Genomic DNA, 23,945 nt, shown 5'->3' on the forward strand with positions numbered 1-23,945 from the left:
CGCGGTTAAGCGCATCTCCCCAGAACGAGAAGACGCCGCTTAACCGCGGCTCGTGATACTTGGACCGGTAATCGAAGCCTTAGTTTAGGCGAGCGTGGAGGCCTTGTAAATCATAGACTTCCAAATCGCGCAGATAACGCAGACCTTCGACCGCCGCGCGCGCGCCGGACATCGTCGTGTAGTACGTGACCTTGTTGGCCTGCGCGCTCATACGGATGGAACGCGAATCGGCGATGGCCGCGCGCGTTTCATCGACGGTGGTGAAGACCAGCGCGATTTCGCCGTTCTTGATCATGTCGACGATATGCGGACGCCCGTCCTTCACCTTGTTCACGACCTTCACGGGCACACCCGCCGCCGCGATGGCCGCGGCCGTCCCCTTGGTCGCGACGATCGGGTAGCCGAGTTCATGCAGCATGCGCGCGACTTCGACGGCCTTCGGCTTGTCGGCATCCATCACGGTGAGAAGCACGGTGCCGGATTCCGGCAGACGCGAACCCGCCGCGAGTTGCGACTTGAAAAGCGCTTCGCCGAAGGTGCGGCCCACGCCCATCACCTCGCCCGTCGAACGCATCTCGGGCCCGAGCACGGGATCGACCGCCGGGAACTTGACGAACGGAAACACCGCTTCCTTCACGCTGAAGTACGGCGGAATCACTTCCTTCGTCACGCCTTGTTGCTTGAGCTTCTGCCCGACCATTGCGCGCGCCGCGATTTTCGCGAGCGGCAGGCCCGTCGCCTTCGACACATACGGCACCGTGCGCGATGCACGCGGGTTCACTTCCAGCACGTAAATGACATCCTTCTTCGAGCCATCGTCTTGCGGAACCTGCTGGATGGCGAACTGCACGTTCATCAGGCCGACCACGTTCAGCGCCTTCGCCATGGCGGCGGTTTGCCGCTTCAGTTCGTCGATGGTGTCTTGCGCGAGCGAATAAGGCGGCAGCGAGCAAGCCGAGTCGCCGGAATGCACGCCCGCTTGTTCGATATGCTCCATCACGCCGCCAATGAAGACGTCGTCGCCATCGGAGATACAGTCCACATCGCATTCGATCGCGTCGTTCAGGAAGCGGTCGAGCAACACCGGCGAGTCGTTCGATACCTTCACGGCCTCGCGCATGTAGCGTTCGAGATCGCGCGGCTCGTGGACGATTTCCATTGCGCGGCCACCCAGCACATAAGACGGACGCACGACCAGCGGGTAACCGATTTCTTCCGCGAGCCTGAGTGCTTCGTCTTCGGCGCGCGCGGTGCGATTCGGCGGCTGGCGCAGATTCAGATCTTTCAGCAATTGCTGGAACCGCTCGCGATCCTCGGCGGCATCGATCATGTCCGGCGACGTACCGATGATCGGCACGCCGTTCGCTTCGAGGTCGAGCGCGAGTTTGAGCGGCGTCTGGCCGCCATACTGCACGATCACGCCGACCGGCTTTTCCAGCTCGACGATTTCAAGCACGTCTTCGAGCGTCAGCGATTCGAAGTACAGACGATCCGACGTGTCGTAGTCGGTCGAAACCGTTTCAGGATTGCAGTTGACCATGATGGTTTCGTAACCATCTTCGCGCATGGCGAGCGCGGCGTGCACGCAGCAATAGTCGAATTCGATGCCCTGCCCGATCCGGTTCGGGCCGCCGCCGAGAACCATGATCTTCTTCTTGTCGGTCGGATTCGCTTCGCACTCGTCCTCGTAGGTCGAATACATGTACGCCGTCTTGGTCGCGAACTCGGCCGCGCAAGTATCGACGCGCTTATAAACCGGCCGCACCTTCAACTCGTGACGACGGCGGCGCACGTCTTCCTGCTTCGAACCGGTGAGCTTCGCAAGACGCCGGTCGGAAAAACCGCTCTTCTTCAGATACAGCAATTCGTCCTTGCTGAGGCTTTCGATCGTGCGGCCTTCGAGCGCCTTCTCCTTCAAGATGATCTGCTCGATCTGCGCGAGGAACCACGGGTCGATCGACGTTTCCTCGAAGATTTCCCGAGCCGTCAGACCAAGGCGGAACGCGTCGCCGAGGTACCAGATACGGTCCGGTCCCGGCTCGCCGATTTCGCGGATGGCTTCGTCGCGGCTCGTGGTCTTTTCGTCCAGACCGTCGACGCCCACTTCGAGACCGCGCAGCGCTTTCTGGAACGATTCCTGAAACGTGCGGCCCATTGCCATGACTTCGCCGACGGACTTCATCTGCGTGGTCAGGCGCGAGTCGGCTTCGCGGAATTTCTCGAACGCGAAACGCGGCACCTTCGTCACGACATAGTCGATGGTCGGCTCGAACGACGCCGGCGTCTGACCGCCTGTGATCTCGTTCTTCAACTCGTCGAGCGTATAGCCGCACGCGAGCTTGGCCGCGACCTTGGCGATAGGAAAGCCCGTTGCCTTCGATGCCAGCGCGGACGAGCGCGACACGCGCGGGTTCATCTCGATCACGACCATGCGGCCGTCGTCGGGGTTGATCGCGAACTGCACGTTCGAGCCGCCTGTGTCGACGCCGATTTCGCGCAACACGGCAAGCGACGCGTTACGCAGAACCTGATACTCCTTGTCGGTCAGCGTCTGCGCGGGCGCGACGGTGATCGAGTCGCCGGTATGCACGCCCATGGGATCGAGGTTTTCGATCGAACACACGATGATGCAGTTGTCCTTCTTGTCGCGGACAACTTCCATCTCGTACTCTTTCCAGCCGAGAAGCGATTCTTCTATCAGCAGTTCGCGCGTCGGCGAGAGATCGAGACCGCGCCGGCAAATTTCCTCGAACTCTTCCTTGTTATACGCGATGCCGCCGCCCGAACCGCCCAGCGTGAACGACGGGCGAATCACGGTCGGATAGCCGCCGCTGCCAGTGGCCTCGGCGATTTGCGCCTGCACGGTCAGCGCTTCTTCCATGGAATGCGCAATTCCAGACTTGGCTGAACCGAGACCGATCTTGGTCATCGCGTCCTTGAACTTCTGGCGGTCTTCGGCCTTGTCGATGGCTTCCGGCGATGCGCCGATCAGCTCGACGTCGTACTTTTCCAGCACGCCGTGATGGAACAGATCGAGCGCGCAATTGAGCGCGGTCTGTCCGCCCATGGTCGGCAAGATCGCGTCCGGCCGCTCCTTCGCGATGATGCGCTCGACCACTTCCCACGAGATCGGCTCGATGTAAGTGACGTCGGCCGTGTTCGGGTCGGTCATGATCGTCGCGGGATTGCTGTTGACGAGGATGACCTTGTAGCCTTCCTCACGCAACGCCTTGCAAGCCTGCGCGCCCGAATAATCGAACTCGCACGCCTGGCCGATGATGATCGGACCCGCGCCGATGATGAGGATGCTCTTGATGTCTGTGCGCTTCGGCATAACTGCTCTCGATGTTTTGTGTTGCGGTGTTCCGTTCTGTGCTCTCGACTGTCAGGCAGTGACCTTCTGCGTCTCCATCAGCTTGATGAAGCGGTCGAACAGATATGCAATGTCGTGCGGGCCAGGCGACGCTTCTGGATGACCCTGGAAGCAGAACGCGGGCTTGTCGGTGAGCGCGAAGCCCTGCAGCGTGCCGTCGAAAAGCGATACGTGCGTGACCTTTGCGTTGGCGGGCAGCGTGTCGGCATCGACCGCGAAACCGTGGTTCTGCGACGTGATGACCACGCGGCCGTCTTCCAGGTCTTTCACCGGATGATTTGCGCCGTGGTGGCCGGTCTTCATCTTCATGGTTTTCGCGCCGACCGCGAGGCCCATGATCTGGTGTCCTAGACAGATGCCGAAGGTCGGAATGCCGCGCGCGATGAACTCACGCGTGGCCGCGATGGCGTAGTCGCACGGTTCCGGGTCGCCGGGGCCGTTCGAGAGGAAGACGCCATCCGGATTGAGCGCGAGTGCGTCAGCCGCGCTCGCTTGGGCCGGCAGCACGGTGACCTGGCAACCGCGCTCGGCGAGCATGCGCAGAATGTTGTACTTCACGCCGTAATCGAACGCCACGACGCGAAACTTCGGGGCTTCCTGCGTGCCGTAGCCGCTGCCGAGGCGCCATTCGGTCTGCGTCCAGTCATAGGACTTGTCGGTCGACACGACTTTTGCCAGATCCATGCCCGCGAGGCCGGGAAACGAGCGCGCGAGTTCGAGCGCCTTTGCTTCGTCGTCGCTGCCCGCGAGAATGCAGCCGTTCTGCGCACCTTTGTCGCGCAGAATTCGCGTGAGCTTGCGCGTGTCGATGTCCGAAATCGCGACGACGCCTTGGGCCTTCAAATAGTCGGAAAGCGACTGCTCGGAACGGAAGTTGGATGCGAGCACCGGCAGGTCGCGAATGATGAGACCGGCGGCATGGACTTTGGTGGCTTCGACATCTTCGGCGTTCACGCCGACGTTGCCGATGTGCGGATAGGTCAGCGTGACGATCTGGCGGGCGTAGCTCGGATCGGTCAGGATTTCCTGATAACCGGTGATGGCGGTGTTGAATACGACTTCGCCGATCGTCGAGCCGGTTGCACCGATCGATTGACCACGAAAGACCGTGCCGTCGGCAAGTGCGAGTAGTGCTGGGGAGAATGACGGCAACACGGAAGGCTCCTTGGGGGACACCCTGTTACCGACCTGTCTGTCCGAAATTCAGGCTTGGTTCCCGGCGTTCATTGCGATGAACGGGGATATCCTTTGCGCTTTTGTCAGCGGCGGCTCGTCAGCCGCGCGTCGCGGCTTGGATCAACGCGCTGGGTGGACCCAACGGGATAACGAAGCAGGCGATCGGCGGCGTGCGGCGCGCACTGCAAGGCGCAGCGAACGACGGTGAATGGGGGTAGGCGCTAGGGTGCGGGTTGATATGCTCAAACCTTCGAATTATAGCTTGAAAGCGGTCTTTTAGCCAAATTTGGGAATGGTCTGCTTGTTGTCACGCGCCTTTCGCACGACGCGGCGCGCCCGACTTCAGTGCACGGCCTGCTTGCCCTTATCGAGCGCGGCGCTCGGCCACGCATACCAGACGGCGCTTGCCACCTGCAGCGCGATGAGCGAAATCCATACGGTGAGATGCGCCGACACGGGATAACGCCCGCCCACGGACGGCCAAAACGACAGCGCGGCGCCGACCCCGACCTGAAAACCAAAGATGAGCAAGAAAATGACGAGCGTGAGAGTCGTATTGGTGCGGCCAATCATGTGCGACGGGAAGTATTCCGCCATGATCGCGTAGCTCAGAATGCCTGTGCCGCCGAAAATGCCATACGCCGCGAGCAGCACCGCCGGCGGCAGCGGCGCGCGCAGCACAATGAGGATTTGCGTGATGACGAACAGCACCATGCCGCCGCCGCAGAACGCATAGACCGATATCCCGCAGCGCTCGATACCGCGCGCCGCCGCGCCGAAGCCGACGCTGCCGAACATCATCGCGAGGCCGAGCACCGAGACGAGCGCGGAGGCGTGGGCAGGCGTGAGGTCCATCACGTCGAGGAGATAGGGCTTGATCCACAGGGATTGCATCGCGTAAAACACGCCCTGCGTGACGACGGAAAACGACGCGATCTTCCAGAACGCGCCGCTCTTCAAGATGTGCCAGGTGCCTTTGAACTGTGTGACGATGTCGGCCTGATGGCGCGCGTCGCTCTTGCGCGGTGCAAATAGCAGGATGGCCGCGGACACGATCAGCGTGAACACGCCGAGTCCGACGCAAACTTGCCGCCAGTTGGCAACCTGCAGAAGCGATGCGAGCGGCGAGCCGACCGCGACGCCGCCGAGACCGCCAATGGCCATCGTGAAGCCATTGACGAGCGGCAGTCGCGCGACAGGGAAATGCTGCGCCGACGCCTTGAACGCTGCGCTCAGACAGACCGAAACACCGACGCCGATCAAAAGCCGCCCCACCATCAGCCCGGCCGATCCTTGCGACGCCCCGAAAACCCAGATTCCAACCGCCGCGAAAACCAGCATGCCGGCCGTCACCGTGCGCGGCCCGAAGTGATCGAGCAGCACGCCGACCGGAATCTGCGCGAGCGCAAAGCCTATGAAGTAAAGCGAAGTCAGCAGACCCAAGTCTGCCGCCGACAAACCGAGGTCGTGCGTGATCAGCGGCGCGAAGCCGAGATTCACGCCCCGGAACAAGTACGAGACGAAATACCCGGCGGCGAACAGGAAAAAGACGCGAAGACGAACTGAGGACGACATGCGATACGAGCGCTTCATTGTTTTTTTGAAATGCCAGTTTAACTGGCGCACCAAAAGAAAACGCCGTCACCTTGGTGACGGCGTGGAATAAACCAAGAAGCGCGATGCTTAGTGTTTCGTGGTCTTCTTCGTGGTAGCCCGTTTGGCGGGTGTGGCTGTTTTGGCGACGGCCGGCTTCGCTGCGTAGGACTTGCTGGAACTCGAAACCTTCGTGTATTTCGTCGCCGAATGCGCCGTGGCCTTCGCCGATGCGTTCTTGGCAACCGGAGCGCGCGTACCGATCTTCGTCACGCCGCCCGACGAACGGCTCGACGCCGAAACGGTTTCCAGACGAACCGGACCCGGCTCGGCCGGCACTGCCTTGCCGTACGGCACGTGTAGAACAACGACTTGCCCCGGCATGAAGACTTCGCGATGCGTGCGGTTCCAGGCCCTGATCTGCCCGACCGACACGTTGTAGCGATCCGCCAGCGTCTCGATGGACTGTTTGCGGCGCACGCGGATGGCCATCTTGCGCGTGTCGGGCACGTCGCGTTCGACGGCCAGCATGGCGTTCGAGGCGACATCGGCGCTGATGTCCTCGTCGTCGTCATCATTACGCGGCACGACGATGGTCGAGCCCGGCTTCAGACGCATGCCAGCCGGAATATGGTTCACCGACATGAGCGTGTCCGCATCCACGCCGATCTTCTCGGCAATAGCGGCCGGACGCGCACGCTCGGACACCGTGTAGGTCGTCCAGGACGACAGCGCGCCCGTGTACGAACTCAGATTGCGCTGGAACGTCGCTGCGTTGTCGAACGGCAGCAAGATCTGCGGATTGGTCGCGCCGAGAATGACCGGCTTCGAGAACGACGGATTCAGCGAGCGGAATTCCTCGACACTCATGCTGGCCAACTTCGCGGCCATGGTCACGTCGATGTCGCGCGCGGTCGTGACCGTCACGAAATACGGGTGATTCGGAATGTCGGGCAGCGCAAGGCCATATTGCTGCGGGTTGCTGACGATATTCTTGACCGCCTGCAGCTTCGGCACGTAATTGCGCGTCTCGTTGGGCATGCGCAGGCTTTCGTAGTCCGTCGGTAAACCTGCGGCTTCGTTGCGCGCGATGGCGCGCTGTACATTGCCCTCACCCCAGTTGTATGCGGCGAGCGCGAGATGCCAGTCGCCGAACATGTCATGCAGACGCGAGAGATAGTCGAGCGCGGCGCTCGTTGATGCCAGCACATCACGGCGCTCGTCCTGCCACATGTTTTGCTTGAGGTTGTAGTCGCGGCCAGTACCCGGCACGAACTGCCACATGCCAGCGGCCTTCGCGACCGACAGCGCCTGCGGGTTATACGCCGACTCGATGAACGGCAGAAGCGCCAGTTCCGTCGGCATATGACGTGCTTCGAGTTCTTCGACGATGTGATACAGGTACTTCTGCGAGCGCGCAGTCATGCGCTCCACATACTCTGGGCGCTGCGCGTACCAGTTGACCTGCATGTCGACTAGGTCCGTTTGCAGATCCGGAATCTGGAAGCCCGCGCGAATGCGGTTCCACAGGTCCGACGACCCGACGAGCGAAGTGACAGGCGTCTTGTCGACGTCAATGGTTTCCTTGGCTGCGGCAGTGCGGCGAATGGTGTCCGCGACCTTTTGCTGCGAGGCTTCGGTGGGTGTTGCTGTGGTATTGGAGGTGAGCGCTGTCGGACCTTGACTGGCACACGCGGCCAGTGTCAGGACGGATAGCGCACTAAGTGTTAGTCGCATGAACGTTCCGGCTTCCAAAGAAGACGCTTGGAAATTTGAAGCCGATGGTACGGAACCGCACTTGCAACGTCAATAAGAATGCACGTAATTCCCCTGCAAAATCCTGCATCTATCGGCGTTTCCAAAGTTTCGGATTAAGTTCGCCCTAATTATGAGACATCAGCGGAACTTATCTTTCCAGCCGCGCATCACGCGAAACGCGTCGAGGCGGTCGGAAATCGGCTGTCCGAACTGAGTGGAAAGTGTTGCCTGAATGGCCTCGTCGTCCACGCGCAGAAAGGGGTTGACGCACTTCTCGTGGCCGATGGTCGTCGGCAGCGTGGGCTTGCCGGCCGCTCGCAACGCGATGGCGTCGTCGTTCCAGCGCGCGAGCGCCGCGTTATCTGGTTCGCATGCGCGCGCAAAGCGGATGTTCGAAAGCGTGTATTCGTGGGCGCAGTGCACTAACGTATCGTCAGGCAGCGAGGCGAGCGAATCGAGCGAGGCAAGCATCTGCTGCGGCGTGCCCTCGAAAAGCCGGCCACAGCCGCTTGCAAAAAGCGTGTCGCCGCAAAAGAGATGCGGTGTGCCACGCGGGTCATGTGCCTGAAAGTACGCGATGTGACCGGCCGTATGGCCAGGTACATCGAGGACGCGAAACTCCAGGGCAGGCTGGTCCACGCGCACGATATCGCCTTCGGATAGGCGCGCAGTCAAATGCTCGATGCGCTCGCCGGCCGGTCCGTAGACCGGCACGCCACCCTCTGCCGTTCGGCTATCGAGCAGTGCTTTGACGCCGCCGACGTGGTCTTGATGATGGTGCGTGAGTAAAATAGCGGTCAGCCGCCAACCGCGTTCGGCGAGATACGCCTCGACGGGCGCGGCGTCGCCCGGATCGATCACGACCGCGTCGCGCGAGTCCGACACGAGCCAGATGTAGTTGTCCTCGAACGCCGGAACCGGAACGTATTCAAGCGAACCCTTAGCATGCGAATCCATAGCGATCATCTAGCGGCAACCCGAACATGTCAGACCGAGTGATTATAGACTGGCCCGCCTGGACAAGCTCCGCACCCGGACGCTATGTGCTCGAGTGGGAACAAGCGCAGCTCGATCGCGTGGTATCCGACATCTTCGGCTATCACGCGCTTCAGCTTGGCATGCCGCAACTCGACGCTCTGCGCGAAAATCGCATGACCGGCCGCGGGCTCGTGCTCGACGCGGAAAGCGGCGCGAGCGCGCCCTACACGATGCCACAAGCGGCCTCGCGCAGCGTGAGTCCGTTGCCTGCCGCGAGCGCGCCGGAAGGCCGCGCCACGGTCTGGTGCGATTTGCTCGACTTGCCTTTCGAAGCGCAGAGCGTCGATTTGCTCGTGCTGCCGCATACGCTCGAATTTTCGCGCGATCCGCACAGGCTTCTGCGTGAAGCCGAGCGCGTGCTCGTGCCTGAAGGCCAGCTCATCATCCTTGGCTTCAACTCCTTGAGTCTGTGGGGCGCGCGCCAGTCGTTCGGCAAGGTCACGGGACGGCCGTTCGTGCCGGCGGCGCACGAGATGATCGCGTTCACGCGCATCAAGGACTGGATCAAATTGCTTGGATTCGACCTTGAACGCGGACGCTTCGGCTGCTATCGTCCCCCGCTCGTCACGGACAAGTGGCTGCAACGCTATCAATTCCTGGAACCCGCCGGCGACCGCTGGTGGCCCATCTTCGGCGCGGCGTACATGATCACGGCGGTGAAGCGCGTGCGGGGCATGCGGCTCATCGGCCCGCGCAAATTGAAGAAACCCGCGCTCGCGCCTGGCCTTGCACCAGTCGCCGCACCGCACACTCGCAACGAGCATTGATGACTGACGAATCCGCATCGACGAACGCATCGAACAAAATCATCGACATTTACACGGACGGCGCGTGCAAGGGCAATCCGGGCCCCGGCGGCTGGGGCGCCCTGCTCCGCTTCGGCTCGCTCGAAAAGGAACTGTTCGGCGGCGAAGCCGCGACCACCAACAACCGCATGGAACTGATGGCGGTGATCGCCGCGCTCGAAGCCTTGAAGCGGCCCTGTCAGGCCGTGATCCATACCGACTCGCAATACGTGCAGAAAGGCATCAGCGAATGGATTCACGGCTGGAAGAAGAAGAACTGGATGACGGCAGCGAAGACGCCCGTCAAGAACGCCGATTTGTGGAAGCGGCTGGATGCCCTCGTCGCGCAACATCAGATCGAATGGCGCTGGGTCAAGGGGCACGCCGGGCATCCCGAAAACGAACGCGCCGATGCGCTCGCCAATCGCGGCGTTAGCTCGCTCGCCGATAGCTGAAACATGCACGAACCAACGACACACATCTCATGCGCCAACTGATACTGGACACCGAAACCACCGGCCTGAACGCTCGCACGGGCGACCGGATCATCGAAATCGGCTGCGTCGAACTGGTCAATCGCAGGCTTACGGGCAACAACCTGCATTTGTACGTGAACCCCGAACGTGACAGCGACCCGGGCGCGCTCGCGGTGCACGGCCTGACGACGGAGTTCCTGCGCGACAAACCGAAGTTCACTGAGATTGCCGCGCAGTTGCGCGACTTCATCAGCGGCGCGGAGTTGATCATTCATAACGCGCCGTTCGACGTCGGCTTTCTCGACATGGAGTTCGCGCTACTCGGCTTGCCAAAAGTGTCGACGATGTGCGCCGGCGTGATCGACTCGCTCGCGCAAGCCAAGCAGATGTTCCCCGGCAAACGGAACTCGCTCGATGCGCTCTGCGACCGCTTCGGCATCAGCAACGCGCACCGCACGCTGCATGGCGCATTGCTCGACTCCGAGTTGCTCGCCGAAGTCTATTTGGCGATGACGCGCGGTCAGGAAAGCCTCGTCATCGACATGCTCGGCGATCAGCCCGCGCAAGGCACGACAGGCACGCCGCGTATCGCGCTCGACGACCTCGATCTCACGGTCATCGCGGCAAGCGCGGACGAGCTCGCGGCGCATGAAGCCGTGCTCTCCGATCTCGACCGAGCGATCAAAGGCACGAGCGTGTGGCGCACGGAACCCGCGCCCGCGGTTAGCGATACGCTCGCCGCGTGATTTTTTCGAATTTGTTCAAAGAAGAGCTTTACGAATCGAGAACGTCCTGACATAATCTCAATCTCTTCGGGTGGTTAGCTCAGCGGTAGAGCACTGCCTTCACACGGCAGGGGTCACTGGTTCGATCCCAGTACTACCCACCACGACAGAGGCAAGCAGTTGAAGTCTGGACTGAATGCCATAAAAAACGGCGCCTTCGGGCGCCGTTTTTTTTCGTCCACGCGCTTCGCCAGCCGAAGCTAAGACGCCCACACGCCGCGCGCCATTCCGCTTGCGGCAATCATCATCACGATCACCAGCGCCGCTTCCAGATCGCTCATCCACGCAAAGCGCCGGGCGCGCGTGAGATCGATCGGTCCGCCCTGCGCGAGCGTCACGCGCCAGCGAATCAACGCGAGCATCGGTGAAACTTCGATCAGCAAGATCAGCACGAGCGCGGTCATCTTCAGATGAAAAAGCGGCTCGTGCAAATAGTACGAGCCGCCTTTCTCGAAGCCGCCAAACGCGCGCATCAGCCCGGTGAAGATCAGCACGATTGCAGTGATGCCCCACACGGAATCGGAGCGGAACACATCGCGCAGACGCACATCGTTCGCCTGCACCGACTGCGCGACATCAAGCCGCCGCAAGGCGCGCGCTCGCGCGAGCACGGCGCCCAAGGCGAAACCGAAACCAAGCAAGTGAAGCGCAGCGAGCAACCAGCGTATCAGCATCCTTTCCTCCATCGAAAACGAGAAGCAAATTCTGCGTTGCCGGCGACCTCGTCAGACTTGCCGCAAGGTCGTGTCGAGTGCGCGCGCCGCGTTGCGGTCGCCGACGCTCGCCAACGGCGCGCGAAATACCGTCTTGCGATTGTGCCCCGCCGCTGCCGGCGAATCCCACAACAACTCGACCTTCGGACGGCGCGCGAACCAACTCTTCCTGAGTGTGCCATTGCGATGGATCGTCGATGCCGGCGCGGCCGGTTCCGTCGATGGCGCAAGAATCGAGATTTGCGCGGCTTCGTCGGCGACGGGCGCGGGCCACTTCACCGACAACTCCCGCGCATCGTACTGACCGAGCTTGCGGCTTTCCGCCCAGACCATCGCGGTGCGCGTGACGGGATCGAGTGAGATTGCAAAGCGGCCGATGGCAAAGCGCCGCGCCGCGATATTGGTACGCCAGAGCGCACGCGGACGGCATATCCACATCACGACTGCGTAGAGCGCCGGGCCGACCGCTAGCCAGCCGTTGGTCTCGGCGAGCGTGTGTACGAAACGGCGCCAGCCCGAAGCCCAGACGAACGCGCCCACGGAGAACATCGCGAAGGCAAACGCGAGGAGCGCAAGGAAGCGCAGCGCCTGCCGCAGCCATTGTGGCAACGGATGCAGCGGCCGCTCGATGCGCGCCTTCGCACCCGGCAGCGCGATCAGCAAAAAGATCAGCACGAGATTCAGACACGCCCATGGCGACGATGTCATGGCGCGCAGCGAGGACAGATAGCCCATTTGCGACATCGACAACGCCCAGCGCGCCGCGAGTATCAGTCCGATGGCCCGCAGCGCGAATACCGTGCCGGCGCCGGGCGCCGGGCTCGCGCTGATTTGCTTGGGTATCGCCAAAAGTTGCGCTCCTGTCTTTCATTCGATGCACGCCGTCGCGCACTATCCACGCTAACGGCAATTTCGCTTCGCACTTGACGAAGCCCGGACATTATAGGGAGATTACGATTTTCCTCAGAGGTTTCGCGGACGAAAGCGGCTTAGCGCTCAGATGCGCCATTCAAGTGTGCCATTGCGACAACGCCCCGCGAGCCTTGCGGCGCGCGGGGCGTTGTTCGATACGAAAACAGCGTGCGAAAACTTAGCCTGCGTTCACTTCGCGAAGCACCGTGCGACGCTTTTGACGCAGCAGTTCCTCGTAGTTTTCGACATAGCGCGCGGCCATGACCTTCGACGAGAAGCGCGTTTCGAACGCCTCACGCACCTTCGCGCGCGACAGCGTGTCGAGACGCTTCACTGCGGCGATCGCCGAGAGTTCGTCTTCGACAACGAAGCCCGACACACCGTTCTCAATCACTTCCGGCACCGAACCGCGGTTAAACGCGATCACCGGCGTGCCACACGCCATGGCCTCGATCATGACGAGACCGAAGGGCTCCGGCCAGTCGATCGGGAACAGCAGCGCGTGCGCGTTGCCGAGAAACTCGGTCTTTTCCGCTTCGCTGATTTCACCGATGTATTCGACATGCGGCAGCGCGAAGAGCGGCTTGATCTCTTCCTCGTAGTATGCGCGGTCGGCCTTGTCCAGCTTCGCGGCGATCTTGATCTTCATGCCGGCGGCCTGTGCGATACGGATTGCACGGTCCACACGCTTTTCCGGCGAGATGCGGCCAAGAAACGCCAGGTAGCCGGGCTTGACGTTCGGGATCGGCGTGAGCAGATTTTCCGGCAGGCCGTGATACACCGTCGACAGCCAGTTCGCTTGCGGCAGCGGCTGACGCTGATTGTCGGAAATCGAGACAACCGGCACGTCGTTGAACGTCGAGAAGATCGGCTGCAGTTCCGGCAGATCGAGTCGACCGTGCATGGTCGTCACGAACGGCACCGGCTGACGTGCGAACAGCGAGAACGGGTAATAATCGATATGGAAATGCAGCACGTCGAATTCTTCAGCGCGGCGGCGGACTTCTTCGAGCAGCAGCATGTGCGGCGCCATCGTGTCGCGAATGGTCGGATCCAGACGCAGCGCTTGCGGCCAGAACGCTTCGAGCTTTGCGGACGTTTGCGAATCACCGCTCGCGAAGAGCGTGACGTCGTGTCCGGCCTCGACGAGAGCCTCGGTCAGATAAGACACCACGCGTTCCGTGCCACCGTAGAGCTTCGGCGGAACAGCCTCGTGGAGGGGCGCGATTTGGGCGATTCGCATGTCGGAAACTCCAAATAAAAAATCAGGCTAAGTACTTCAGTCGTGGACAAGGGGCGAATCGCTCGGCTCGGGCGGGAGCTGCTGCGGTGGATTCACCGCGTTGCAAAGCTGATGCACGAGAAAGAAAAGCGTGGTCGCCGGTCACTTGGGTTTTGCGCGAGACCTTCGAACGGATCGCATTAAAGCAAAAGCGATTCCATGTCTCAAAATAATCCGCACACCAGCAATAAACGCGTAACGGCTTTCGAGGTTGACGACATCCTACAAAAAGCTGTCAAAAAAACTTAGTGAAAACCCGGAGCGAATTATGGAGCTTTTTACAGAGCACGCAGGCAGGCATTTCAACTTATTTACCTTGTTACACCGGGGAAACATTTTGCAAACCCCTGTTTATTAAGGCTGTTCTACATTGGACCCACGCGCTTGAACGATGCACGGGCGACGCCACGCTCTCGATGCTGCGAAGTCCATTTCGACGACCCATCAACCTACGCTGGCGCGACACGTGCTTTGGCTTGGCGGTGCCACCGGTCTGAAATCGAACCCGTATAACGTGGCTGCGGCAGGCGAGCTTAATTTGAGCGCTTGCTCCATCGCAAAAAGTTTCGCAAAGTGCTTACAATGCGCGCCGATGCCGCAAGGCGCTCGAATCGCGGTGGCGCTCGGCCTAGGGTTCGGTCCACTGCGGACGATGTCGAGGCGGCAAAATTGCCGCCCAGCATTAAACGCCCGATTGACGCCTGAGGCTTGAGCGATAGTGGCTACAATTCAGGCAATGGAGACGGCGCCGCGTCGCCGAAACGCTTTTCGCCCGGAAATCCGAAAGCGCAACACACGCTCAACCGCTCTACGACGAAAAAAGACCATTGGACCAACTTACCGTCTCTCAACGTAACGCACACAACGCCAAGCTCGCGAGCTATGCACATCGCCCGCTGGCGTTCCTTCTGCGTTACATACGCCGGCATCCGGTAGCGCATGCCATCGTCCTCTTCAGCGTGTTTGCCGCAGTTGGCTGCGCGCTCGCTTCCCAGTACGCGATCAAACATCTGATCGATGTGCTCGGTCAGGGCCGGGGTCATCCCGGTCCGCTCTGGGGCGCGTTCATGATCCTGGTGGGACTGATCGCCGCCGACAACCTGCTTTGGCGGGTCGGCGGCTGGGTCGGCGCGCACGTGTTCGTGATCGTGACGGGCGACCTGCGCAAGGACTTGTTCTCGTACTTGAGCGGCCATTCGCCGACTTACTTTTCCGAGAAACAGCCCGGCATGCTCGCGAGCCGGATCACGGCGACCTCGAACGCGATCTACACCTCCGAAAACGTGATGGCCTGGAACGTCTTGCCGCCGTGCATCGCGGTGCTGGGCGCGATCATCATGATCGTCGCGGTGAATCCGTTGATGGCGTGCTGCCTCATGGGCGCGTCGCTGATCCTCGCGTTCATTTTGTATCGGCTGGCCAAGCGCGGTTCGGCGCGGCATCACAGCTTCGCGTCGAAGGCCGCTTCGGTGGATGGCGAACTGGTCGACGTGATCGGCAACATGGCGCTCGTGCGCGCGTTCGGCATGACCTTCAACGAGCAGAAGCGTTTCGGCTCGACGGTGAAGGCCGAGATGGTCGCGCGTCAGCAAAGCCTCTTGTACCTGGAAAAGCTGCGCCTCTTCCACGCGGTCGTGACGGCGATTCTCTCCGCCGGGCTGCTCGGCTGGGCACTGTGGCTTTGGTCGAAAGGCCAGGCGACCTCGGGCGATATCGTGCTGGTCAGCTCGCTCGGCTTCACGATCCTGCACGGCACGCGCGACCTCGCCGTGGCGCTCGTGGATGTCACGCAGCACGTCGCGCGTCTTGCCGAAGCCGTGCAGACGCTGCTCGAACCGCATGGCATGCCCGACCGTTCCGACGCCACCGAACTTGTGCCACAGGGCGGCCGCGTCGATTTCGATGGCGTCACGTTCGCGTATCCGCGCCGTCGTCCGATTCTCGACAACTTCCATCTGCATATCGAACCGGGCCAGCGAGTCGGTCTGATCGGCAAGTCGGGCGCGGGCAAGTCAACCGTGCTCGCGCTTCTGCAGCGCTTCTACGAGACGCAGAAGGGCAGCATCAAGGTCGATGGCCAGGATATCAACGGCATCACGCAGGACAGCCTGCGACATTCGATTGCGCTCGTGCCGCAGGATATTTCGCTGTTCCATCGCACGGTGTTCGAGAACATTGCGTATGGCCGGCCCGAAGCGACGCGTGAGGAAGTCATGGCCGCCGCACGCGAAGCCCGCTGCACGGACTTTATCGAAGCGATGCCAGAAGGCTTCGATACCATCGTCGGCGATCGCGGCGTGAAGCTGTCGGGCGGTCAGCGTCAACGCATCGCGATCGCGCGCGCGATCCTTAAAAACGCGCCAATTCTCTTGCTCGATGAGGCGACGTCCGCGCTCGACAGTTCATCGGAAGAAGCCATTCAGCAGGCGCTCGACCGGTTGATGGTCGGCCGCACGGTGGTTGCCATTGCGCACCGTTTGTCGACGTTGCAGAACTTCGACCGCATCATCGTGATGAGCGCCGGCAAGGTGATCGACGATGGCTCGCCGCAAGAACTGCGCGACCGGCCGGGGTTGTATCGCGAGTTGCTGTCGAAGCAGCACGGCAAGTTGCCATCCATCGTTGCCACGCCGCATAAGCAGCCGGCCTAAGTTTCGACGACGACGTTAAAAAGCCGCGCTTCCCGGAAGGGAACGCGGCTTATTCATCTGCGTTGCTTTGGCGTAATCGGTCGCCGCTCTACCCCGCCTTCAAATCCCGCAAAAAGTTATCCCGCCACACGGAAACGTTGTTGTCGCGCAGTTGCGCCATCATCTCCGTATAACGCGCCCGGCGCTCGTCGAGCGGCATTGCAAGCGCGGTGGCGAGTGAATCGGCCATATCGTCGATATCGAGCGGATTCACGATTAGCGCGGCAGTCAGCTCACGCGCAGCGCCAGCGAATTGCGACAACACAAGCACGCCGGGATCGTCCGGGTCTTGCGCCGATACATATTCCTTTGCCACCAGATTCATGCCGTCGCGCAATGGCGTGACGAGGCCGACATGCGCCTCGCGGAACAGCGCCGCGAGCACCGGCCGTTCGTATTGCCGATGGATATAGCGAATGGGCGTCCAGTCCAGCTCGGCGTAACGCCCGTTGATGCGCCCCGACTCCGCTTCGAGTTGCAGGCGAATGTCGCGATAAGCATCGACGTCCGAGCGCGTCGGCGGCGCGATCTGCAAAAACGAAACGTTGTTTCGCTGCTGCGGCCGATGCTCGATCAGACGCTCGAAAGCCCGAAATCGCTCGACCAGACCCTTCGAATAATCGAGCCGATCCACGCTCATCACGAGCTTGCGCTGATGCAGCGTCGCCTTGACGATCTGCACGTCGCGGCCGCTCTCGCCGTGTTTCGCGAGCGCCGCGACTTCGTCGGGATAGACGCCAATCGGATAAGCCGCCGCGCGCGCCGTCTTGCCAAACGCGCTGACCACGACCGGCTTCGCGCCGTCTTTCGCGAGCGTGCCGCCCGCCTCGGTTTCGATGTAATCGCAAAACGCGCGCAGATCGGGCTCAGTTTGGAAACCCAGCAGATCGAAGTCGCACAACGCTTCCACCAGGTTCCGATGACGCGGCACGCTCAATAGAATCTGCGACGCTGGAAACGGTATATGCAGAAAGAACCCGATGCGATTTCGAACGCCCTGCCCCCGCAACGCCTGCGCAAACGGAATGAGGTGATAGTCGTGCACCCAGATCACGTCGTCGGGCTTGAGCAGCGGCGCGAGTTGCGTGGCCAGCCAGCGATTGACGCGGCAATAGCCTTCGTATTCGTTGCGGTCGAACTCGATCAGATCCGGCCGATAGTGAAACGCCGGCCACAACGTCGCGTTGGAAAAGCCGCGATAGTACTGATCGTAGTCTTGCCGCGAAAGTCCGATGGTCGCGAACGTCACCGGCCCGTGCTCTTCCAGCTTGATGCTTTCCGGCGGCGCGTCCAGCACGTCGCCGCTCCAGCCGAACCACATGCCGCCGGTTTCCTTGAGTGCGTCGTAGACGCCGACCGCGAGGCCACCCGCGGCCGGGCCGCCTTCGGAGATCGGCGCCACCCGGTTCGAAACGATGATCAGCCGGCTCACGCGTGCTTCCCCGCCGTGCCCGCGATCACTTGCAGCCAGTCGAGCAGCAGTTCGACGGATTCGATTCGCGCGCGCGCCACGGTGTCGCCGAAACCGACTTTGATCGACAGACCGTCGAATTCGTTGACGACCGCGAAGCCTTTCTCGTCCGTAAGATCGTCGCCGATGAAGACGGGCTTGCGTCCCGTGAACGGCGGCTCGCCCATGTACGCGCGCACCGCGCGGCCCTTGTCGACGTCCTTCGGCTTGATCTCGTAGACCATCTTGCCAGGCTGAAGCACGTAGGCATCGGCGTATTGTGCGACGAGCCGCTCGGTGGCCGCACGCGCAGCCGGTTCGCGATCCGGCGCATTGCGATAATGCAGCGCGAGCGCGGCGCCCTTGATTTCGAGCAGCATGCCGGGATTCGCGCTGACGACGCCTTCGAGCGCGTGCTCCATGCGCAAAAGCCGCTCGTCGTTGAAACCAATGCGCTGCACGTCGCCATTCGAATCGCGCCGCTCGGCGCCGTGCATGCCGGCGACGGGCAGATCGGGCATCTGCAAGAACGAATCGATGTTGTCGATACCGCGCCCCGACACGACCGCGACCGCGTTATTGGTGGCGCGTCGCAAGGCGGCGAGAATGTCGGGCACCGAACGCGGCACGAAAATGCCATCCGGCGTGGAGGCGAGTTCGACCAGCGTGCCGTCGAAGTCGAAGAAGAAAGCGGTCTCGGCAAGAGACAGGGAATCGGGAAGAATTTGCATCGATCGTTGACCTGTGGTTTGCCTGTGATGGGCGCGTGCGTATCGCATGTTACTGCCGCAGGCTTTCCGTCTGGAAAGGAGCAGATTGACGATCGCATGGCGTCTTGCTTACGGAAGAGCAGGCGCGCGTGGCAAATTGTCTCAAAAATGTGCTTAAAGCTAAATCATGCGCCTCACGCCGATGAAAAGGCGTGTATTTTGCGGGCTTGATACAGCCGTTACAGTCCAAAGCAACCTTTCGATGCCCGCACCCTTCCGCCGCCTGCTTGTGTCCGTTCTGCTCACCGCGCTTGCTGCCTGCTCGCGTCCCGCCGAGCCGTGGCATCTGACCGATGTTTCCGGCCATCTGCCCGATCTCGATTTTTCACTCGTCGATGACAGCGGCGCGCATGTGTCGGGCCAATCGTTGAAAGGCCGCGCGACGCTCGTCTATTTCGGCTATACGCATTGTCCGGATGTGTGCCCGGAAACCATGGCGCGTCTCATGCAGGTTCTGGCGCGCGTGGGGCCTGACGCGGATAAGACGCGCATCGTATTCGTTTCGGTCGATCCCGCGCGCGACACGCCCGCGTTGCTGCGGACTTACGTGCGCGCTTTCGACGGCAAACACGCCGTGGGCATGACGGGCTCGGATCGGCAAATCGAAGCCATCGCGCAGCGGTACCGCGTGGCGTATCAGATGGAGAAGCGCGATCCGAGCGGCGCTTACGAGGTCACGCACAGCTCGGCCGTGTACATCTTCGATCGCGATGGTCACGCGCGCCTGCTTGCCACCGACCGCGATTCCATCGACGCCATTGCAGCCGATCTCGAACGCGTGATCCACGGGAAGAGTACGTAGGAACGCGCTCTCAGGCGTTATGCGCCGAAGCCGGGACGGCGCATCCACACGTGCGGAATGCCGTCTTCGTCATGTACGCCCGACGACGCGACGAAACCGAACGCGCCATAAAACTTCTGCAGATGGGCTTGCGCGTGCAGACTGATCGGCTGATCCGGCCATTGCGCGATGATGTGATCGAGCGCGCGTTCGAGCATCGCGTTACCGAGTTTGAAGCCGCGAAATTTGACGGTCGTCAGCACGCGGCCAATGCGGACATCGGTTTCGCTTTCTTTCGGGAACCCTGGCAGCAACACACGTAGATAGCCTGCGAGTTGCTCGTCTTCGCCGTAGGCGAGCAAATGCCAGGCATCGACATCGTAGCCGTCGATATCGCCATAAACGCAGTTTTGCTCGACAACGAAGACCGCGCTGCGTGCCGCGAGCATGTCGTAGACCTCGGTTGTCGTGAGATCGTCGAAGCGCTTCCAGCGCCACTGAATGTCGGAGAGTCTGTCGGTCATGGATTTGGCATGCGGCGCGGCGGATGCTGCGCCAATGGAAAGTGCCGCAATTATGCCGCGCCGGCGCCACGCGGCGTATCGGGAGCTTCCTTGCAGCAATCGAGAATCGGCAGACGCGCCGAAGATCCGACGTTGTAAAAAGAAAAAGCCCTGACGAATCAGGGCTTTTTTTTGGAGGCGCGAACCGGAGTCGAACCGGTCTAAACGGCTTTGCAGGCCGCTGCATAACCGCTTTGCTATCGCGCCATAAGCGGTGTGGTGGTCCCGGCCGAAACGCCGGCAAGTCCACCAAACAAAAAGGGAAGCGTTGCTTCCCCTTTGATTGGAGCGGGAGACGAGGCTCGAACTCGCGACCTCAACCTTGGCAAGGTTGCGCTCTACCAACTGAGCTACTCCCGCATTGATCTTTCCGTGCTGCGTTACTGCTTACACTTGCTTGCTGCTGTTTTCGTCGCCGCTTCGCTTGATACCGCTGCGCTGCATGCCTCGAAAACTTGAATCTGGAGCGGGAGACGAGGCTCGAACTCGCGACCTCAACCTTGGCAAGGTTGCGCTCTACCAACTGAGCTACTCCCGCGTTGCTGATGCTTTCTGCCGTCTTCGCGGTGCCTTTAGCTCTTTACTTCCTTGCTGCTGGCGCTGCGTGTTCGACAGAAACGAGATTATGTAGAAGCGAAGAAAAGGTGTCAACTGTTTTTGCGCGCCCTTTTCGTGTTTCGACGCAATTTTTAGCAAACTGAAGAACGGCTGCAAGGAAGGCTCAACTCACAGCATGCCGCCCCGCTCACGAATCTGCGGCCACGCGAGTTTCATGTAGTACAGCATCGACCAAACGGTGAGGAACGCGGCGACATCGATGAGCCACAAGCCCCACACGCGCGTATCGATCACCCATTGCACGCCGGGGATGCGCAACTGCCCATAAAACAGCAGCATAGGAATGGCGACCATCTGACATACGGTCTTGAACTTGCCCAGCGAATTCACCGCGACGCTCTTCGATGCGCCGATCTGCGCCATCCATTCGCGCAGCGCCGAGATCGTGATCTCCCGCCCGACGATCACGAGCGCGATCACCGCGTTCAAGCGCATGAGCTGCACGAGCACGAGCAAAGCGGCCGTCACCATGAGTTTGTCCGCGACCGGGTCGAGAAACGCGCCGAACGCGGACGTCTGATTAAGCTTGCGCGCAAGAAAGCCGTCGAACCAGTCGGTGAGCGCGGCTAGAACGAAGATGACCATGGCGAGCAGATTGCGATGCTCGAGGCTCAACATCATGTCCGGCAAATAGAACACGCCCACGACGAGCGGAATCAGCACGATTCGCAGCCACGTCAGGAAAATCGGTAAGTTGAACGGCATGGACGAGAGCGAGAGCCACATGAAAGGGAGGTGCCATTGTGCCGCGTCGACCCGTCGCTCACAAGGCGGCGGGCCACGCGGCGCGGCCATTGCGAGCCGCGCCGCGCCATGCGTCCGGCTCAATGCAACTGTCGATAAATCTGCTGCGCGAGTGCCAGCGAAATGCCTTCGACGCTCGCCAGATCTTCCACGCTCGCCGCCTGCACGCCGCGCAAACCGCCGAAACGCGACAAGAGCCGCTGACGCCGTTTTGCGCCGACGCCTTCGAGTTCTTCCAGGCGCGACGTTTGCCGCGTCTTGGCGCGCTTGGCGCGCATGCCGGTGATCGCAAAGCGATGCGCTTCGTCGCGAATCTGCGCGACGAGCATCAGCGCGGCGCTTTCCTTGCCGAGTTCGAGCGCGGAACGGCCATCGGCGAAGATCAGCGTTTCGAGCCCGACCTTGCGCCCTTCGCCCTTCGCGACACCCACCAGCATGCCATGATCGAGCCCGAGCTCCGAAAACACCTGGCGCGCGATCTCGACTTGTCCCTTGCCGCCATCGATCAGCACGATATTCGGCAGCGTCCCGCCAGCGGATACGGGCGATGCGGCATCCGGCGTGACGTTGGGATCGGCGGCGTCTTCGGTTTGCAGCGTCGCGGCTTCGTCGCTGGCGTTGGCGGCGGCAAGCGCGACCATTTTCTCGTAGCGGCGCGTGAGCACTTGACGCATGGCGGCGTAATCGTCGCCGGGCGTGATGCCGGTGATGTTGTAGCGCCGATACTCGCCCGACTGCATCTTGTGATGGTGATACACCACGCACGATGCCTGCGTCGCCTCGCCCATGGTGTGACTGATGTCGAAGCACTCGATGCGCAGTTGCGCCAGGTCTTCCATGTCGAGGCTGAGCGTCTCGGCGAGCGAGCGCGTGCGCGCTTGCTGCGAGCCTTGTTCCGATAGCAGACGCGCGAGCGCGAGCTTCGCGTTTTGCTCGGCCATGGAGAGCCACACGCGTTTCTGACCTTGCGGCTGACGCAGTAGCGTGACCTTGTGTCCCGCCTGTTCGTTGAGCAGATCGATGAGCTCGCGGCTCGCGGGCGCGTGGCTCACGACCAGCACCGGCGGGATGCGATTGCCGATGTAGTGCTGTGCCATGAACGCTTCGAGCACTTCGGCTTCGAGGGCGCCTTCGCGGGATGTTGCGGTGGCTTCGATGGCGTCTTGCGAGTCGAGCTCTTCGTTGGCATCGATTGCGTCGTTGGCTTGCGTTTCGTCGTTGGCCTGGGTTGCATCGGCGGCGGGCGTCATGTTGTCGGCTGTGCGCGCGTCGTTGGCTTCGAGCACACCGCCGCCGTCCATTGCATCGTCCGCTCCGGCGACACGCGCAAGCACCGCGACACTCGCACGAGCGGCACCCGATTCGCTCAATGCTTCCGTCGCTCCGACCGCGTCCGGCGCCTGCTCTTCCAGGTCATCCCCAAGCGCATCCTCATCGCCCAGCGCGATCGCGCTTTCGACATGCGCCGGAAAATACGCCTTGTCGCCGAGATGCCGGCCGCCGCGCACCATCGCCAGATTCACGCACACCTTGCCGCCGAGCGCCACGACCGCGAGGATATCGACGTCGCTCTCGCCGCCGACTTCGATCGCCTGCTGATGCAGCACCGTCGACAGCGAACTCATCTGATTGCGCACGGCCGCCGCCTGCTCGAAGCGCAGATCGGCGGCGAAGGCGTGCATCTTCTGCTCGAGTTCCTTCATCACTTCGCCCTGCCGGCCGAGCAGAAAACGCGACGCGTTCGATACATCGCGCGCGTAGTCCTCTTCGTTGATGAGTCCCGTGCACGGCGCCGTGCAGCGCCCGATCTGATGCAACAGACACGGCCGCGTGCGATTGCTGAAGACCGAGTCTTCGCACGTGCGCAGCTGAAAGACGCGCTGCAGAATCTGGATACTCTCGCGCACGGCCCAAGCGCTCGGGAACGGCCCGAAGTACTGGTTCTTCTTGTCAACCGAGCCGCGGTAGTACGCCATGCGCGGAAACTTGTGCCCGGTCAGCTTGAGGAACGGATAGGACTTGTCGTCGCGAAAAAGAATGTTGTAGCGCGGCGCCAGCGCCTTGATCAGATTGTTTTCGAGCAGCAACGCTTCCGCTTCCGAGCGCGTCACGGTCGTCTCGATCTTGCGGATGCGCGTCACCATCATCGCGATGCGCGGCGAGTGCAGCGTCTTCGTGAAGTAGCTCGACACGCGCTTCTTCAGATTGCGCGCCTTGCCGACGTAGAGCACCTTGCCGTCGCCGTCGTAATAGCGGTAGACGCCCGGCAGATTCGGCAATTGCCTGAGCGTTTTCTTCGGGTCGAAATCCGGTGCGGGAGCGTCGTTGTCAGTCATGCAGCGAGTAAGCGTGGAGCGCGAGGAGGCATCGGCACGGCGCGAGGACGCTTTACGTCCGGGCGCGACCGGTATCTTAGAATCGCCAGTTTAGAACATTAC

At 61.4% G+C, this 23,945-nt stretch carries 18 protein-coding genes and 4 tRNA genes; 6 read left to right on the forward strand and 16 right to left on the reverse strand.

Annotation, left to right across the window (positions count from 1 at the left end; translation table 11 throughout):
• Positions 1–79: 79 nt before the first annotated feature.
• From carB to gloB, 5 genes are all read right to left on the reverse strand, one after another.
• Positions 80–3,334 (reverse strand): carbamoyl-phosphate synthase large subunit, encoded by a 3,255-nt coding sequence (gene carB / locus NCR40_RS09310; protein ID WP_250509286.1) that lies wholly within the window; start codon positions 3,332–3,334, stop codon positions 80–82.
• A gap of 51 nt (positions 3,335–3,385) precedes the next feature.
• Positions 3,386–4,528, reverse strand: a complete 1,143-nt coding sequence (gene carA, locus NCR40_RS09315) for a glutamine-hydrolyzing carbamoyl-phosphate synthase small subunit (protein ID WP_244825757.1) — start codon at positions 4,526–4,528, stop codon at positions 3,386–3,388.
• 363 nt (positions 4,529–4,891) lie between these two features.
• Positions 4,892–6,124, reverse strand: coding sequence for an MFS transporter (locus tag NCR40_RS09320; RefSeq protein WP_250509287.1), 1,233 nt, complete (start codon positions 6,122–6,124; stop codon positions 4,892–4,894).
• 108 nt (positions 6,125–6,232) lie between these two features.
• Positions 6,233–7,879 carry a transglycosylase SLT domain-containing protein gene (locus NCR40_RS09325; RefSeq protein ID WP_250509288.1) on the reverse strand — a complete coding sequence of 549 codons (1,647 nt, stop codon included), beginning with the start codon at positions 7,877–7,879 and terminating at the stop codon, positions 6,233–6,235.
• Between the two features lie 159 nt (positions 7,880–8,038).
• On the reverse strand, positions 8,039–8,866 hold the full coding sequence (gene gloB, locus NCR40_RS09330; protein WP_250509289.1) for a hydroxyacylglutathione hydrolase: 828 nt from the start codon (positions 8,864–8,866) through the stop codon (positions 8,039–8,041).
• Between the two features lie 17 nt (positions 8,867–8,883).
• On the opposite strand from gloB, the gene NCR40_RS09335 reads away from it, so the two are divergent.
• The 4 genes from NCR40_RS09335 (at position 8,884) to NCR40_RS09350 (ending at position 11,088) form a co-directional block, all read left to right on the forward strand.
• The gene (locus tag NCR40_RS09335) at positions 8,884–9,705 is read left to right on the forward strand and encodes a class I SAM-dependent methyltransferase (protein ID WP_250509290.1); all 822 of its coding nucleotides are present in this window, start codon (positions 8,884–8,886) and stop codon (positions 9,703–9,705) included.
• Entirely contained in the window at positions 9,705–10,178 is a 474-nt protein-coding gene (gene rnhA / locus NCR40_RS09340) for a ribonuclease HI (RefSeq protein WP_244825767.1), read from the forward strand. The genes NCR40_RS09335 and rnhA overlap by 1 nt, the downstream gene beginning before the upstream one ends.
• A gap of 29 nt (positions 10,179–10,207) precedes the next feature.
• Positions 10,208–10,945: a DNA polymerase III subunit epsilon gene (gene dnaQ / locus NCR40_RS09345; protein ID WP_250509291.1), complete on the forward strand. Its 738-nt coding sequence runs from the start codon at positions 10,208–10,210 to the stop codon at positions 10,943–10,945.
• 68 nt (positions 10,946–11,013) lie between these two features.
• Positions 11,014–11,088, forward strand: a tRNA-Val gene (locus NCR40_RS09350).
• A 96-nt stretch (positions 11,089–11,184) separates the two neighbouring features.
• On the opposite strand, the gene NCR40_RS09355 is transcribed toward NCR40_RS09350, so the two are convergent.
• From NCR40_RS09355 to NCR40_RS09365, 3 genes are all read right to left on the reverse strand, one after another.
• Positions 11,185–11,658: a DUF2214 family protein gene (locus tag NCR40_RS09355; protein ID WP_250509292.1), complete on the reverse strand. Its 474-nt coding sequence runs from the start codon at positions 11,656–11,658 to the stop codon at positions 11,185–11,187.
• 51 nt (positions 11,659–11,709) lie between these two features.
• On the reverse strand, positions 11,710–12,546 hold the full coding sequence (locus NCR40_RS09360) for a hypothetical protein (RefSeq protein ID WP_244825772.1): 837 nt from the start codon (positions 12,544–12,546) through the stop codon (positions 11,710–11,712).
• Positions 12,547–12,787: 241 nt separating this feature from the next.
• Positions 12,788–13,852, reverse strand: a complete 1,065-nt coding sequence (locus tag NCR40_RS09365) for a glycosyltransferase family 4 protein (protein ID WP_250509293.1) — start codon at positions 13,850–13,852, stop codon at positions 12,788–12,790.
• Between the two features lie 866 nt (positions 13,853–14,718).
• Between NCR40_RS09365 and NCR40_RS09370 the strand changes: the two genes are divergently transcribed.
• Positions 14,719–16,542: an ABC transporter ATP-binding protein gene (locus tag NCR40_RS09370; RefSeq protein ID WP_244825774.1), complete on the forward strand. Its 1,824-nt coding sequence runs from the start codon at positions 14,719–14,721 to the stop codon at positions 16,540–16,542.
• Between the two features lie 88 nt (positions 16,543–16,630).
• Here NCR40_RS09370 and otsA read toward each other — a convergent pair whose 3' ends face one another.
• Both otsA and otsB read right to left on the reverse strand, forming a co-directional pair.
• On the reverse strand, positions 16,631–18,013 hold the full coding sequence (gene otsA, locus NCR40_RS09375; RefSeq protein WP_250509294.1) for an alpha,alpha-trehalose-phosphate synthase (UDP-forming): 1,383 nt from the start codon (positions 18,011–18,013) through the stop codon (positions 16,631–16,633).
• On the reverse strand, positions 18,010–18,762 hold the full coding sequence (gene otsB, locus NCR40_RS09380; protein WP_250509295.1) for a trehalose-phosphatase: 753 nt from the start codon (positions 18,760–18,762) through the stop codon (positions 18,010–18,012). Before otsB ends, otsA begins: the two co-directional genes overlap by 4 nt.
• Before the next feature lie 241 nt (positions 18,763–19,003).
• Between otsB and NCR40_RS09385 the strand changes: the two genes are divergently transcribed.
• Positions 19,004–19,603: an SCO family protein gene (locus NCR40_RS09385; RefSeq protein WP_250509296.1), complete on the forward strand. Its 600-nt coding sequence runs from the start codon at positions 19,004–19,006 to the stop codon at positions 19,601–19,603.
• 17 nt (positions 19,604–19,620) lie between these two features.
• Here the strand turns inward: NCR40_RS09385 and NCR40_RS09390 are convergent, their stop codons facing one another.
• From NCR40_RS09390 to uvrC, 6 genes are all read right to left on the reverse strand, one after another.
• On the reverse strand, positions 19,621–20,106 hold the full coding sequence (locus NCR40_RS09390; protein WP_244825782.1) for a GNAT family N-acetyltransferase: 486 nt from the start codon (positions 20,104–20,106) through the stop codon (positions 19,621–19,623).
• Positions 20,107–20,278: 172 nt separating this feature from the next.
• Positions 20,279–20,352: transfer RNA gene (locus NCR40_RS09395), tRNA-Cys, on the reverse strand.
• Between the two features lie 77 nt (positions 20,353–20,429).
• Positions 20,430–20,505, reverse strand: a tRNA-Gly gene (locus tag NCR40_RS09400).
• A 102-nt stretch (positions 20,506–20,607) separates the two neighbouring features.
• Positions 20,608–20,683 (reverse strand) — tRNA-Gly (locus NCR40_RS09405).
• Between the two features lie 188 nt (positions 20,684–20,871).
• Entirely contained in the window at positions 20,872–21,468 is a 597-nt protein-coding gene (pgsA, locus tag NCR40_RS09410; RefSeq protein ID WP_244828086.1) for a CDP-diacylglycerol--glycerol-3-phosphate 3-phosphatidyltransferase, read from the reverse strand.
• Positions 21,469–21,587: 119 nt separating this feature from the next.
• Complete coding sequence (uvrC, locus tag NCR40_RS09415) at positions 21,588–23,843, reverse strand: excinuclease ABC subunit UvrC (RefSeq protein ID WP_250509297.1); 2,256 nt, start codon at positions 23,841–23,843, stop codon at positions 21,588–21,590.
• Positions 23,844–23,945: the final 102 nt, after the last annotated feature.

Origin of the sequence: Caballeronia sp. GACF4 (genome assembly GCF_023631025.1) — a bacterium.
GTDB lineage: Bacteria > Pseudomonadota > Gammaproteobacteria > Burkholderiales > Burkholderiaceae > Caballeronia.

What these genes read in the sequence shown, in the direction of transcription:
- carB (WP_250509286.1), bottom strand. Translation starts at nt 3,334, where the DNA reads ATGCCGAAGCGCACAGACATCAAGAGCATCCTCATCATCGGCGCGGGT.
- NCR40_RS09320 (WP_250509287.1), bottom strand. Translation starts at nt 6,124, where the DNA reads ATGTCGTCCTCAGTTCGTCTTCGCGTCTTTTTCCTGTTCGCCGCCGGG.
- NCR40_RS09325 (WP_250509288.1), bottom strand. Translation starts at nt 7,879, where the DNA reads ATGCGACTAACACTTAGTGCGCTATCCGTCCTGACACTGGCCGCGTGT.
- gloB (WP_250509289.1), bottom strand. Translation starts at nt 8,866, where the DNA reads ATGATCGCTATGGATTCGCATGCTAAGGGTTCGCTTGAATACGTTCCG.
- NCR40_RS09335 (WP_250509290.1), top strand. Translation starts at nt 8,884, where the DNA reads ATGTCAGACCGAGTGATTATAGACTGGCCCGCCTGGACAAGCTCCGCA.
- rnhA (WP_244825767.1), top strand. Translation starts at nt 9,705, where the DNA reads ATGACTGACGAATCCGCATCGACGAACGCATCGAACAAAATCATCGAC.
- dnaQ (WP_250509291.1), top strand. Translation starts at nt 10,208, where the DNA reads ATGCGCCAACTGATACTGGACACCGAAACCACCGGCCTGAACGCTCGC.
- NCR40_RS09355 (WP_250509292.1), bottom strand. Translation starts at nt 11,658, where the DNA reads ATGCTGATACGCTGGTTGCTCGCTGCGCTTCACTTGCTTGGTTTCGGT.
- NCR40_RS09365 (WP_250509293.1), bottom strand. Translation starts at nt 13,852, where the DNA reads ATGCGAATCGCCCAAATCGCGCCCCTCCACGAGGCTGTTCCGCCGAAG.
- otsB (WP_250509295.1), bottom strand. Translation starts at nt 18,762, where the DNA reads ATGCAAATTCTTCCCGATTCCCTGTCTCTTGCCGAGACCGCTTTCTTC.
- NCR40_RS09385 (WP_250509296.1), top strand. Translation starts at nt 19,004, where the DNA reads ATGCCCGCACCCTTCCGCCGCCTGCTTGTGTCCGTTCTGCTCACCGCG.
- NCR40_RS09390 (WP_244825782.1), bottom strand. Translation starts at nt 20,106, where the DNA reads ATGACCGACAGACTCTCCGACATTCAGTGGCGCTGGAAGCGCTTCGAC.
- pgsA (WP_244828086.1), bottom strand. Translation starts at nt 21,468, where the DNA reads ATGCCGTTCAACTTACCGATTTTCCTGACGTGGCTGCGAATCGTGCTG.
- uvrC (WP_250509297.1), bottom strand. Translation starts at nt 23,843, where the DNA reads ATGACTGACAACGACGCTCCCGCACCGGATTTCGACCCGAAGAAAACG.